We start from the raw sequence: 13,586 nt of genomic DNA on the forward strand, positions 1-13,586 counted from the left end.
TATGAAATTAGATGTTTTGGTATTTGCCGCTCACCCTGATGATGCAGAATTAACTTGTGGAGGAACCATACTGTCATTGGTGGCATCTGGAAAGAAAGTAGGAATTGTAGATTTTACCAGAGGAGAGATGGGTACACGTGGTACGCCGGAAATCCGTGATGCTGAGGCTGCCAAAGCAGCAGAGATTTTAGGGTTGAGTATTCGATACAACTTGAGATTTAGAGATGTGTTTTTTCAAAATGATGATGAACACGTACTCAAAGTGGTAGAACAAATCAGGAGATTTCAACCCACTACGATTTTGGCGAATGCCCTCTCTGATAGGCATCCAGATCATGGAAAAGCCGCTGCTCTGGTTAAAAGAGCCTTGTTTTTAGCTGGATTGAGGAAAATTGAAACCCAATGGGAGGGAAAAGCACAAGAGTATTGGCATGCCAAAAACTTGTATCACTACATTCAAACCGATTGGCATCAACCAGATTTTGTGGTGGATGTATCTGATTTTTGGGAGCAGAGAATGAAAGCTGTTAAAGCCTTTCAGTCTCAATTTTTTGATCCCAAGGGTGCTGCATCAAACACCTTAATTTCTTCACCAGATTTTATGGAGCTGTTGGAAGCCAGAGGGAGAGAGTTTGGTATGGCGATTCGTTCTCAATATGGAGAAGGGTTCGTCTCAGATCGGATGGTAGGTGTGGCAGATTTGTCCTCCTTGCTTTGAGTTTCAACAATATCAAAGGGTTTAGGACTAAAGCACAAGACAAAGACGACCAAAGCCATCCATCCCAGTACTTTTCGCTTGAGATTTAGTGGGGTGTCAATAAGGACTGGTGGGTGATAAATGCCCATCACTCTGCCAAGAATGAATGAAAATAGCAGCCATCCCGTGTAACCCTCTGCCAGTGGAAAGAAATAAACCGTCACGAGTTGTGCTGCAAATATCCCCAAAGCATACATGAGCCGTTCTCTTTTTTCTGATGAAAAGTGATGTAGACTGAGGTAAAGGAATCCCACATACAATGCCTCATCCATCATCCAATTGGACAGTTGATAGGGAGAAGCAATTCCCAATCCAGCATAATAGACGAAAATCAGGAAAAACACTTTTGAAAACAGACGATGCTTTGTCGGTCCAATCAGACCATATAGTATATGTCCACCATCGAGTTGGCCTATAGGTAGCAGATTGAGTGCAGTAAAAAATAGTGCCAAATACCCTGCGAATAAATAAGGGTAATGGATCATTTCGTAGGCGTGAGGAATCAGTTTTGGGTCTGAGACCACATAGTTTTCAAAAAAGGAAAATAGCAGGTTTGGACCTAAGACAAATACCAAAGAACCTTCATCGTACGCGTGCTCAGCATAGTTTTCTCCCCACTGCTCGTACTCAGGGTGGATCTGATAGATGTAATCCAAAGAAGGAAGCGTAGCAAAACCATACCAAATGACAAAGAATGCTACTACGAATCCAGCTAAAGGACCTGCAATTCCAATATCAAAGTATTTTTTACGGCTATCTACTCTTTCCTTGATTTTGATGAAGGCTCCCATGGTACCAATGGATGGACTACCTATGAATCCCAGCCAGAGCGGGATGTAGTAGGGGAGGGTGACTTTGACTTTGTGGTATTGGGCAGTGAAGTAATGCCCAAACTCATGAACAGTAAGTATGAGTAAGAAAGGGATAGAAAAGGTAAATCCAGTCATGAATTCAGTCCAACCGACTGTTTCTTCTCCAAATAGCAAGGACTTGCCGCTGATCCATTCTGCACCTGAAATCGTCGTAGTAATGATTGTCAAGATGAAAAGGGAAATTTGTATGTAGAGCTGTTTGTTGCTTTTGTGATCAGACATGTGATTTGATTTTGAATACATCATCAGGCGTGGTGATGTGGAGGGTGTTGATACCTACTGATTTTGCTCCCTCTAGATTTTCTAGTTTGTCATCAAGGAAGATAGCATTTTCTGCTTGAATACCACTCGTAGCTAATAGGTTGAGATAGATGTCTGCATTGGGCTTTCGGAGATGTATGCGATGAGAAAAAAACACGTCATGTGCAAAATCATGCAGCGAGTTTTTACCACTCACTTGCTGCAATATCTGATTAAAAGCAGTTTCATGTATCTCATTGGTATTGCTCAGAATCATCACACGGTAGTTTTTTTGTAAATCTAATAGCAATTCAAGTCTTTGAATAGGGATTTCACCCAGCATGGCGTTCCAAGCTCTATCAATGGTTGCATCGTCAGACTGTGTATCAATCATTTTTCTGACCTCTTCGCGAAAGACAGTACTAGAGATATTGCCCATCTCATATTGTTTGAAAACCTCAGATTGTTGGTAGAGCTGGATTACCTCTTGGTAGGGGTGACCAGATAGTGCCGCAAAAGCACTGACAGTGGCTAATTCATCTAGATTGATGATTACCCCGCCGAGATCGAAAATTATTGTATTGATATTCAAAAGAAATGTTTGTGTAATATTAGGCAAATATGTAACATTGCACTCCCAAATTCAAGGTGGTCTTCAAGACAATTTTGAAGGGCCTATAGCTCAGTTGGTTAGAGCACCTGACTCATAATCAGGTGGTCCCTGGTTCGAGCCCAGGTGGGCCCACAAAAAGCTCCTATATGACAAGTATAGGAGCTTTTTTGTTTTCGTTCTCATCGCAGGTGTGCTGCATGGGATGGGGCATTCCGTATTTCAGAGAATTAAATAAACAACCTACCGCTGATGAGCTCTCAGCTATTTTAGTTTTCTTTGCAGCCATGTCAAAACCATTTTTTTCGATATACGAGGATAATCATCTGCTCATAGTGGACAAGTCTCCTGGCATCTTGGTTCAGGGAGATAAAACGGGGGATAAACCTCTCTTGGATCACTGCAAGGACTACATCAAGAAAAAGTATGACAAACCTGGGGCGGTATTTTTAGGTACAGTTCATCGGTTGGATAGACCTGTCAGTGGTTTGGTGGTGTTTGCCCGAACTTCTAAGAGTTTAGAGCGAATGAATAAGTTATTCAAGGAGCGTAAGATCAAAAAGGTCTATTGGGCCATTGTCAAAAAAAAGCCACCTAAGAGTGAAGACAAACTGGTACATTGGTTGAAAAAGGATGAATCCATCAACAAGACCACGGCTCATGACAAAGAAGTAGAGGGATCGCAGCGAGCAGAATTGAAATACAAGATTTTGGGACATCTCAATGACCATTACCTATTGGAAGTACAGCCCCTGACTGGCAGACCTCATCAGATCCGTGTGCAGTTGGCAAGCATGGGATGTCCGATCAGAGGAGACATCAAGTATGGTTTTGCCAAGCCCAACCCAGATGGCAATATCAATCTCCATGCTCGATCGCTTGATTTTATTCACCCAGTCAGTGCGGAGCCTGTCAAGGTTGTGGCAGGTGTACCAAGCAATGAATTTTGGGAGCAGTATTTGGTCTTGGACAAAAAGTCAGCTAAGATTAAAAGTAAGGATAAATACATGGACAAACTGCAGTAAATGAGTTTTCTGAATAGGTTGCAGGATAGGTGGAAACTGAAAAGTATCAGGCAAGTCATAGTTGTTTTGATTGTTTTTGCTTGTACAGGTTTTTCAGTGATGTTTTTAAAGAAGCCCATCATGGGTTTCATTCTGACTTCTGATGAGTATCAGGTAGTCTTTACAGTTCTGTATTATATTCTTATTCTACCTATTTACTTCGTTATTTTGTTGTTCTATGGTTTTTTATTTGGTCAATTCAATTTTTTCTGGACATTCGTCAAAAGAACCTGGTACCGTATGACGGCTCAAAAATCAAAAATTGATGCTAAGTAAAGTGGAAGCCATTGATCGTATCAACGATCTCTCTTCCAATCATATTCCATTCTTATTTATCTCCGATTTTAAAAGTGAGAATAATGAGGTGCTGATCATGGAAGAAATAGATCCAAAACAAATTCTTTATCAAATCAATGGATATGGTAATGTGTCCAAAGTAGAGGATGGAGAGGTATCTACCCAATTGATCAAATCTCCGATGTCTTTTGACGCCTATCAACACAAGTTTGATGCAGTCATGGGTCATTTAGAAAAGGGCAATGCATACCTTCTCAATCTGACTTGCCCTACTCCCGTGGTAGGGTCATGTAGTTTGAAAGATATTTTCCATCAAAGCACAGCCAAATACAAGCTGTGGTACAAAGGTCAATTTGTAGTTTTTTCACCAGAAATATTCGTTCAGATCAAGGATGGACAAATCACTTCTCATCCGATGAAGGGCACCATAGACGCATCAATTCCTAATGCAGAGAATATACTGTTGTCCAGTGACAAAGAGATGGCGGAGCATGCGACCATTGTTGATTTGATCCGAAATGATATGAGTATCCATGCTGATCATGTAATGGTGGAGCAGTTTAGGTATGTGGATGAAATCCGTACCAATCACAAGCACTTGTTGCAGGTGAGTTCTAAAATCACGGGGCAATTGAAAGAAGGATATCAGCTCGGTGAAGTGATTTTCTCGCTATTGCCAGCTGGGTCGATCACTGGGGCTCCTAAACCTAGGACACTTGAGATCATCTCAGAGGTAGAGGGTTATGAGCGTGGGTTCTATACAGGAGTGGTGGGATATTTTGATGGCAACAACTTTGACAGTGGCGTGATGATTCGCTTCATCGAGCAACAAGGCGAGCAGTGGATTTACAAGAGCGGCGGAGGAATTCACTCCCTTAGCAATGCTGCATCTGAGTATCAAGAAATGATAGATAAAGTATATGTACCTATTTATTGAAACTGTCTGCTATTTGGATGGACAACCTACAATGTTGGCACTGCATCAGCAGCGGTTGGATCGTACGTTTCAATCCTATTTCCCAGAGGCAAAACCACATCAGTTGCATCAGTTGTTACCAGAGATTCCAGATGATAGCAGGTTCAAGTGTCGAGTAGTTTATGATGGAGATAGTATTTCGGTAGAATATACCCCCTACCTCATACCAAAAATCAAATCGCTTCGTGTAGTAATATGTGATGATGCAGCATATGCCTACAAGTCTGAAGATAGGAGTAAACTGGTAGAGTTATTTGAAAGGAGAGGTGCTGCAGATGATGTGTTGATTGTGAAAAATGGGATGGTGACGGATAGTTATTTCGCCAATGTTGCTTTTTATGATGGCAATGAGTGGTTTACGCCAGAGACCTGTTTGCTAGAGGGAGTGAAAAGAAAATCCTTGATCATGCAGGGACTCCTAAAAGTAAGAGCTATTTCACTTCAAGATATTTCACGATATGAAAAGGTCTCTCTCATCAATGCCATGCTTGATTTGGGGGAAGTAGAAATTAATGTTAATAGTATTATTTTAAACTGAAATAGATTTATTTTAATATTGAGTTTAAATAGGGCAATCCGTCAAGGTTATGATCAGAAAATCAAAAAGTAGAAGCAAGCAAGCCAATCAGCTTAATCACCTGAAAAACATCATCACGTTTAGCAACTTGATGAAGGAATCTGATGCCAATATAGTGTATTTGGGTAAAGTGACTCAGTCAACCATAGATGGGATCACCGATATGATGGAAGAGAGCATGATCGATCGTCAGGAAAGTAAGCAGACGACCAAGCGTGTCTATCACGTGATGATCGAAGCACTACAAAATATATGCAAGCATGCCGATAGCACGGCTGAATACGCGTCCAACAGTTTGGAACAGGGCTTAGCCAAGGACGGTATTTTCCTTATTGGTCACAATGAAGAAGAATATTACGTCACTACGGGTAACCAAATCACTACTGAAAACACGATTCGCCTCAGAGATACACTGGATAAGATCAACGCACTGGATAAAGAGGGTTTGCGAGAGATGCACAAACAAGCCATGGCGCAAGGTGATATCTCTAATGTAGGAGGCGCGGGACTAGGTTTTATCGACATCAAGAAAAAAACAGGGACGGAGTATGAGTACTATTTTGATCCCGTGAGCGCAGATCACTGCTACTTTATTCTCACCATCAGAATCCTCAAAGAAGACGTAAAGGATTTTTAAATCCTATTCAAGCTATATTTTAGACACCTTACGAGAATTTCTTAATAGGAAAAATAGGTAAAAAAGCTGGTTGTTTGCGGTGCGATAGTTCTCTACATTTGTAACAGCAGTAGAATAGAATGTTTCACAGTAGGCATGTCCTACACAATCGAGCCGCTATGGATGGATATTTCATTAGAGCTACAGGTTCTACCCCTTCAATAGAATTTAATCCTGCAAAAGGACTTCTGGAGATTACAGGGGTGTCAACACCAGATGACCCATTGAGTTTTTATGGGCATATATTTAGTCTTTTGCATGAATTTGAAAGTGCAAACAAGAAGGAAATCGTAGTGAATTTTGGATTAAAGAATATGACTGGTTCTACCACTTATATTTATATTTTGGTCAAAAAATTGATCTCACTACAAAATGATACTAGAAAAGTCGTTTTCAATTGGTACTATGAAAAGAACAATGAAAAAATTCTTGAAGTAGGCAAAGAGATCAGTCAGCATTATCAGCATCCTTTCAATTACATAGGTGTTTTTAAAATAAAACAGTCTTTGAGGCAAGCGAGCTAAAACAATTGCCTGTAAGTGTGAATATTTTTCTTTCTGCTGCTATATTTAAGAAAAGAAAAGTATTGTGAATAGAAAGAAGTACCTGTCAATTTTTATTATATCTCTTCTGCTTTGTACAGAAGGGATTGCCCAAAAAATCACCAGTGATGAGCTGAATCAATTACGAGATCAAGCTGCATCTTCTACGGTGTATTTAGTCACTAGTATAGTTTTATTGCTTGCACTCATAGTCGGAGCTTTGATTGCTTTCAGCAAATTGAAGAATACCCAAAAGGCACAAGAGGAACTTGACAAGCTCAAGGGGATGTACCAAAATCAAATCGATGAGCTGAATGAGGATTTAAAAGATGCCAGAGTTCAGGGCCAAGGTCTCTATCAAAAGCTTCAAGTCCTAAATAATAAGAACAAAGAGATTAAAAAGGTGTTCAAAGAAGCCTATGACAAGGTGTTGGCACAGAATGCGGAGTTGAAAGGGAGACTGGGTGATAGCCAAAAAAGTGGCAACCAATCCGAACTGGAAAAGATCTACGACAAGTTGGAAGATGCGCAAGCCATGGTGTTGCATTCTGAGAAAATGGCCTCTTTGGGTCAGTTGACTGCCGGCATTGCACATGAGATTAACAATCCAGTCAATTTTGTATCCAATGGAGTCAACTCCATCAAAGAGAACTTTGAAAAATACCAATTGTTCATCCAAAACTATCGCACGATATGTGAGCAACAGACGATAGAGGAGGTCAAGAAACTCTACAAATCGATCCGTGAAGATGACAAAGAATACGAAGAATTAAGAACCCTTACAGAAGAATCAATCGACGATGTGAGCTATGGTACCAACCGGATCACCGAGATTGTCAATGGATTGAGGATTTTCTCTCGTCAGGACGAGCATGAAGTCAAAGAAGCCGAAATAGAGACTATTATTGACAATGCATTGCTTATTTTGAAGCCTAAGTACAAAAAGAAGGCAAAGATTCTCAAAGATTATGATCATGGACTCAAAGCGATCAAATGCCTACCTGGTCAACTGAACCAAGCTCTGGTTAATTTGATTGGAAATGCAGCGGATGCTATAGATTTCAAAGGAACAATTACAATCAGAACCATCGATGTAGATGCGGATACTGTGCAGATTCAAGTGCAGGATGATGGCAAGGGTATTCCAGAAGATGTACGCAAGAAAATATTTGATCCATTCTTTACTACAAAACCAGTAGGCAAGGGGACTGGTTTGGGCTTGTCCATTACATACAGTATCATTGACAAACATGGAGGGACTATTACTGTAGATAGTACCTTAGGCAAGGGGACTATTTTTACTGTGACCATTCCCAAAGTGATTAAATTGAAAAAAACCAGAAACGAGAATAAATTCATATAGACTGTGGAAGACTTGCTAAACCGATCATATAAAACCGAAGTTGAAAAAAAGTACACTGTATTGTATGTGGATGATGAAGAAGTGAATCTTCGCGTCTTTAATAGGAATTTTAGCAAGTTTTATCATGTATTGACAGCTATAGATGCTTTTGAGGCACAGACGATTTTGTCTCAAAATGAAGTAGACTTGATCATCACCGATCAATGTATGCCTCGGATGAATGGCTCGGAATTGTTGCTCAAAATAGTGCCACTCTACCCTGATATTATTCGTATGATCATGACTGGTTTTAGTGATGAAAATGATATCAGTGAAGTGAAGCAAAAAGTGGGGCTTCATAAATTTTTGAAAAAGCCATGGGATCCTGCACAGTTGCAGAAGGAATTTGACCATGCTTTTGTGCAACGTGAAGACCTGATTATCGAGAGACGTTTGGCCAAAGCACCTAAAAGAGTAATTCCACGCAAAGAAGAGAATTTGGATTTGCTGGAATCTACCATGTCACTGGTCGAAACGAGTGAGACCAAACAGCTCAAAAAGGACATTAACAACCTGGTCAAAGAATCAAAGACTAAAAAGGCTGAATTCATGGATGGAGGAATCAATTTTCTTCAAAATTTGAAAGACGCCATGTTGCCTATTCAGCAGGAGTTGAAACTGTACACGGAGGATGCATTCATCGTGTATGACAAAAACCGAGTCAATCAAAATGGTTATTGGTTTGGAGAGACCAATGATTGTCTGGTAATCGCTTCGTTTCATTCCAATACCCATACTAGAGAATCTTTGGCACTCAACTCTTTTGTCAGCGCTATGTTGACAGAGATAGTTTACAAAGAAAAACGTACGAAAACCCATGAAATTCTCAACAGGCTTTCCACCAAAATTCACGTGAGATTTTTGGACAAGAGCAATGAGAGCTCATGTCCACTGGAAATTGCCGTGTTGGTATATGACCGTGCTACAGACAAAGTATCACATTCGGGCGCTTATCACAATGCCTTTTTTCTCAATGAGAGAAATGATTTTAAAACCTTGGTAGGCAATCAAGAAGTAATTGTACCAGGCAAGGACATGCAGTTTGATATCAATGCCGTCAATGTAGAGAACATCAAAGCTCTATACATAGTACCTTTCAATATTCTAGAGGAAACCAATGACAACCGTGGAGATTCTGAGGCTTTGAGACTATTGTTGGAAGAGATGAGAAAGGTTCCTTTTGGAATGCAGGCAAAAATGTTTGAAGAATATGGGTATAGGAGTGTGATTGCTCTTAAACTCTGATAAATACGACAACACCCAAACGGAATATAAATGCAAGAAATCGCAGTACAAGATAAAGCCAACAAAACAAAACTTTCTGAATCAGAAAGAATGAAATTGATCAATGACACTGCCAATGCAGTCAAAGAGGTCAATCAAATGGCAGGTGAAAGTAGCACCAAAGAAGCCCATGAAGAAACGATCATGCTGGTTGCTTTTAGTGTGGGAAAAGAGGTTTATGCTGTCTCTATCGACCAGATCAAGGAGGTTGTTTCCTGTCCAGATATTGCTCCGATTCCACAGGTACCTCCTTTTGTAAAGGGTGTAGCCAATGTGAGAGGCAATGTGTTGGCAATCATAGATCTGGCCATACGGTTTGGGTTGGCTCACGAAGGAGAGCAAGGCAGGTTTGTATTGGTAATGAAGAGTGAGGAACTCAAGTTTGCCATCAGTGTAAATGCAGTGCCTAATACCATGATGATCAAAAGAAGTCAAGTGACACAAGCAACTAACATAATTAACCAATCGACACTAGGGCTTAATTATGTGAAAGGCATCATACGCCGAGATGATAACATCGTCGTTTGGGTTGATATATTAAGTTTGATGGAAAACGAGGTTTTTGGAGAGATTTAAAAAGAGTCTATGTTAAGAGATATGAACATAAGGAGGAAGATGATCTTTCTCGTATTGGGTGTCGCGATATTAATTTATGCGGTAGCATTGGGGTATGCTGGATACAGCATGCGAGAAAAATCCATTCATGATGCCGAGCAGTTAGTCAATTCAGTGGCTATTCAAAAATCTAATGAAATTAAGGCTACTTTGGATGATTACATGTCGTCTATTCGGGCTATGGCTGTGATTGTTCGTGATTATGTCAATTACCCCACCGAAGAGCGTGTTCGTTTGCAAGAAGATTTATTGTTCAATGTACTCGAAGAGTATGATATATATGAATCCACCTGGATGAGTTGGGAATTGAGTGCGATTGATTCGTCTTGGGAGAAAACCTATGGACGAGAGCGTACCACTTGTTATTTAGAGAACGGCGAAAGAAAGACGACTATCACACAATTGAATCTCGATGGTGATGTGATAGGAGGATTGTACCTGGATACCAAAATCAAACAGAAGGAAACCATTTCGCCACCTTATACTTATGATGATTATGATGTGAACTCCACCAAAGTAATATTGGGAACATCTCCTATCGTACCTATTCTATCAAAGGATGGAGAATATCTAGGTCAGATTGGTTCAGATCTTTCGTTGGATGGTTTCAAGAAACTTACGCAATTTGATAGTTTTGATCAAGGGTATACGTTTTTGGCTGCCTATGACGGCACGATTGTTTCGCATCCAGACGAAACCTTAATCAATACCAATATTAGTGCGCTGGAGATTAATCAGTCATTAGATTTTAACCTCATAGACAAAGTTCAAGCTGCTGAGTTTGCCAATTTCACGGTGTATGATAAAGTACTGGGAGACAAAGTTTACGTAGCACTTTCTCCGATTCAGGTAGGGAGGTCAGTGAATCCTTGGCTGGTAGGTACCGTGGTACCCTATTCAGCAATTACACAATCTTTTAGACAGACATTGACCAATACGATCATAGTTGGGATTATTGGATTGATCATCTTGAGCTACATTGTTTACAATTATTCCAATCAGATCACGGTTGCTATTGAGAGAACTCACCGAGTATTGCAGAGTTTGTCAGTTGGCAATTTAGATACAAGCGAGTTAGAGTTGGATGAGAAAAACAACGAACTTAGTCAGATGCAGTCATTGATGAACAAGTTGATTTTTGATCTAAGAGACAAAACTAAGTTTGCTCAAGAAATCGGTGAAGGTAAACTCAATTCAAATTTTACTCCCTCTAGCGAGGATGATGAGCTTGGATTGGCATTGGTCAGAATGAGAGACAATCTCAGTTCGGTACTTGACGATACAAGGGAGGTGATAGTCCAAGCTGGAGATGAGGGTAAGCTGTCTTCAAGAATCAATGTGGAAGGAAAAGACGGAGCATGGTCTGATCTTGGGGATTCAATTAATAGCTTGATAGAGTCCTTCTATATGCCTCTGATGAGATTCAATAGGATTCTGAGTGCTATGTCGACAGGAGATCTCACGATGAGGTATTCGGAGGATGCCAAGGGGGATATCCAAATAATGGCCAATAATCTCAATCTTGCTTTGGACAACCTAGATGGATTGATTCAGCAGATTGCTTTGAGTGCTGCGATTGTAGATGAGTCATCGGTAGAGATGAAAGTGTCTAGCGAGGAGATGAGTACCAATACACGAGAAATCGCATCTGCTATTTCTCAAATGAGTCATGGTGCTCAGACACAAGTATCCAAAGTAGACGAATCATCAAATCTCATCGAAGCAATATTGGCCTCATCCAATGAGATGGGACAGAAAGCTGAGACAATCAATGAAGCAGCGAAATCTGGATTGGCCAGTAGTCAGAAGGGTATGGAAATGGTCAATAAGGTTATGTTCAATATGGGAGATATATCGGCATTTTCAAGTCAGACCAATGACTCCATCAAGATATTGGCGCAGCGATCAAAAGAGATAGCTAGGGTACTGGGAGTGATTACTGATATTGCTTCTCAAACCAACCTTTTGGCATTGAATGCTGCGATAGAAGCAGCCCAAGCAGGTGATGCTGGACGTGGATTTGCGGTAGTTGCCGAGGAAATTAGGAAACTAGCAGAGGGCTCTAGAAAATCAGCACAAGAGATTGAAAAGCTGGTAACTGATGTACAGGCGGATACTCTGGACGCAACTAAGGTCATCGAGATAATGATGACAAGCGTAAAAAGTGGAGAAGAGACTTCCAAAGAGGCAACCCATGTCTTTAAGGATATTTTGGAAGCATCCAATGCTACTTTGAGTTATTCAGAAGAGATTCTGAATTCTGCCAAAGGACAGACCGATGGCATCAACAATGTGGTGACGATCATCGAAGGAGTAGTAGTGATCGCAGAGCAAACAGCAGCAGGGACAGAAGAGGTGGCTAGTTCGGCTACTGAGCTTTCGTCCGGTATGGAGACCTACAATGACAAATCTCAAAAACTGGCAGAGATAGCAGAGAAATTGAAAGAAGGAGTGAGTATGGTCAAGTTGACAGGTGCTGCTAATCAAAATACTGCTATCTTCAATATGAAAGAGGCCTATGAAAAAGAAAAGTCTTTGCTAGACTCGCTTTTGGATTTTATGCCTGATGCAATTTATTTCAAGGATTTGGATAGCAAATTTATCAAGGCTAGTAAGTCCGTAGCAAAGTTGTTTGGAATAGCCGATAGGTCTGAAATGATTGGAAAATCCGATTTTGACTTCTATGATAAAGAAGTGGCTGAAAAGTTGTTTCAGAGCGAGCAGGAAATAGTAAAAACAGGTAATGGTATATTAAATGATGTGAGCGAAAATAGATTATCTAATGGGGAGGTAGTATATTTTTCAAATACAAAAGTACAACTTACCGACAGTGAAGGCAATGTCATTGGCACTATGGGAATATCAAGAGATATTACCGATAAGATGAAAAGCGAAAGAAGAAGTAATAATTAGACCATGATCATCACAGTTATAAACCAAAAAGGTGGGACAGGAAAGACCACAACATCAGTCAATTTGGGTTGTGCCTTGGCAGAAGCTAAAAAGAAAGTGTTGATGATAGACCTGGATCCGCAGGGCAACCTTAGCTACTGGCTGGGTATTGGCGAAGTGGACAAAACCATGGCGGATGTGATGATGCTGGATAATAAGATCACGGATGTGATTGTGAAAAAGGAAGGGGTCTCAATTGCTCCGTCAGATGTGAGTCTGTCAGATGTGGAGATCAACATCGCCAGCATGAATCAGCGTGAGTCTATTTTAAAAAATGCCCTGAGTGAGGTAGAGTCAGATTATGATTATGTAATCATTGACTGTCCTCCTTCATTGTCATTGCTCACAGTCAATGCCTTGACAGCTACAGATAGGGTCATTGTCCCCCTACAGATGGAGGTGTTGAGTTTGCAAGGTTTGGATCAGATCGTAGGCAGTATAGCACGAATCAAAAGTGTGTTGAATAGCAATTTGGAGATTCTGGGTTTGCTGCCTGTGATGGTAGATCGAAGAAGGAATTTGAGTAGAGAAATCTACGAATACATAGAAGAGAACTATGACTTAAAGCTATTTGAAAGTAGCATTAGAAGCAACGTTCGCGTGAGTGAAGCTCCATCGTTTGGTGTGAGTGTGATGAGCTACTCTCCGAATTCTACAGGAGCTACTGACTACAGAGCCTTTGCCAAAGAGATATTGAAGTTAACCAAGAATAAGAAATAAGA

The 13,586-nt window shown here is 40.5% G+C and carries 14 protein-coding genes and 1 tRNA gene; 13 read left to right on the forward strand and 2 right to left on the reverse strand.

The features are described 5' to 3' along the window. Nucleotide 1 precedes the first annotated feature (1 nt). Complete coding sequence (gene bshB1, locus N6H18_RS12040; RefSeq protein ID WP_262308525.1) at nucleotides 2-718, forward strand: bacillithiol biosynthesis deacetylase BshB1; 717 nt, start codon at nucleotides 2-4, stop codon at nucleotides 716-718. Here the strand turns inward: bshB1 and N6H18_RS12045 are convergent. Continuing rightward, nucleotides 652-1,851, reverse strand: a complete 1,200-nt coding sequence (locus N6H18_RS12045) for a site-2 protease family protein (RefSeq protein WP_262308526.1) — start codon at nucleotides 1,849-1,851, stop codon at nucleotides 652-654. The genes bshB1 and N6H18_RS12045 overlap by 67 nt on opposite strands. Beyond that, the gene (locus N6H18_RS12050) at nucleotides 1,844-2,461 is read right to left on the reverse strand and encodes an HAD family hydrolase (RefSeq protein WP_262308527.1); all 618 of its coding nucleotides are present in this window, start codon (nucleotides 2,459-2,461) and stop codon (nucleotides 1,844-1,846) included. The genes N6H18_RS12045 and N6H18_RS12050 overlap by 8 nt, the downstream gene beginning before the upstream one ends. A 79-nt stretch (nucleotides 2,462-2,540) precedes the next feature. On the opposite strand from N6H18_RS12050, the gene N6H18_RS12055 reads away from it, so the two are divergent. The 12 genes from N6H18_RS12055 (at nucleotide 2,541) to N6H18_RS12110 (ending at nucleotide 13,584) form a co-directional block, all read left to right on the forward strand. After that, a tRNA-Ile gene (locus N6H18_RS12055) sits at nucleotides 2,541-2,614 on the forward strand. 14 nt (nucleotides 2,615-2,628) lie between these two features. Next, nucleotides 2,629-3,504: an RluA family pseudouridine synthase gene (locus N6H18_RS12060; RefSeq protein ID WP_262308528.1), complete on the forward strand. Its 876-nt coding sequence runs from the start codon at nucleotides 2,629-2,631 to the stop codon at nucleotides 3,502-3,504. Beyond that, the gene (locus tag N6H18_RS12065) at nucleotides 3,505-3,819 is read left to right on the forward strand and encodes a DUF6787 family protein (RefSeq protein WP_262308529.1); all 315 of its coding nucleotides are present in this window, start codon (nucleotides 3,505-3,507) and stop codon (nucleotides 3,817-3,819) included. It begins immediately after the preceding gene. Continuing rightward, a complete protein-coding gene (locus N6H18_RS12070; RefSeq protein ID WP_262308530.1) occupies nucleotides 3,809-4,777 on the forward strand; it encodes an aminodeoxychorismate synthase component I in 969 nt (322 codons plus the stop codon). Before N6H18_RS12065 ends, N6H18_RS12070 begins: the two co-directional genes overlap by 11 nt. Continuing rightward, nucleotides 4,761-5,354 carry an aminotransferase class IV gene (locus N6H18_RS12075; RefSeq protein WP_262308531.1) on the forward strand — a complete coding sequence of 198 codons (594 nt, stop codon included), beginning with the start codon at nucleotides 4,761-4,763 and terminating at the stop codon, nucleotides 5,352-5,354. The genes N6H18_RS12070 and N6H18_RS12075 overlap by 17 nt, the downstream gene beginning before the upstream one ends. A gap of 49 nt (nucleotides 5,355-5,403) precedes the next feature. Then, nucleotides 5,404-6,030 (forward strand): SiaB family protein kinase, encoded by a 627-nt coding sequence (locus N6H18_RS12080; protein WP_262308532.1) that lies wholly within the window; start codon nucleotides 5,404-5,406, stop codon nucleotides 6,028-6,030. A gap of 119 nt (nucleotides 6,031-6,149) precedes the next feature. Beyond that, nucleotides 6,150-6,593, forward strand: a complete 444-nt coding sequence (locus N6H18_RS12085) for a DUF1987 domain-containing protein (RefSeq protein WP_262308533.1) — start codon at nucleotides 6,150-6,152, stop codon at nucleotides 6,591-6,593. A 64-nt stretch (nucleotides 6,594-6,657) separates the two neighbouring features. Then, nucleotides 6,658-7,974 carry an ATP-binding protein gene (locus tag N6H18_RS12090; RefSeq protein WP_262308534.1) on the forward strand — a complete coding sequence of 439 codons (1,317 nt, stop codon included), beginning with the start codon at nucleotides 6,658-6,660 and terminating at the stop codon, nucleotides 7,972-7,974. A 3-nt stretch (nucleotides 7,975-7,977) separates the two neighbouring features. Beyond that, entirely contained in the window at nucleotides 7,978-9,258 is a 1,281-nt protein-coding gene (locus N6H18_RS12095) for a response regulator (RefSeq protein ID WP_262308535.1), read from the forward strand. 30 nt (nucleotides 9,259-9,288) lie between these two features. Then, nucleotides 9,289-9,873, forward strand: a complete 585-nt coding sequence (locus tag N6H18_RS12100; RefSeq protein ID WP_262308536.1) for a chemotaxis protein CheW — start codon at nucleotides 9,289-9,291, stop codon at nucleotides 9,871-9,873. A 21-nt stretch (nucleotides 9,874-9,894) separates the two neighbouring features. Beyond that, nucleotides 9,895-12,825, forward strand: a complete 2,931-nt coding sequence (locus N6H18_RS12105) for a methyl-accepting chemotaxis protein (RefSeq protein ID WP_262308537.1) — start codon at nucleotides 9,895-9,897, stop codon at nucleotides 12,823-12,825. A gap of 3 nt (nucleotides 12,826-12,828) precedes the next feature. Continuing rightward, a complete protein-coding gene (locus N6H18_RS12110; protein WP_262308538.1) occupies nucleotides 12,829-13,584 on the forward strand; it encodes a ParA family protein in 756 nt (251 codons plus the stop codon). Nucleotides 13,585-13,586 lie beyond the last annotated feature (2 nt).

Origin of the sequence: Reichenbachiella agarivorans (assembly GCF_025502585.1) — a bacterium.
GTDB lineage: Bacteria > Bacteroidota > Bacteroidia > Cytophagales > Cyclobacteriaceae > Reichenbachiella > Reichenbachiella agarivorans.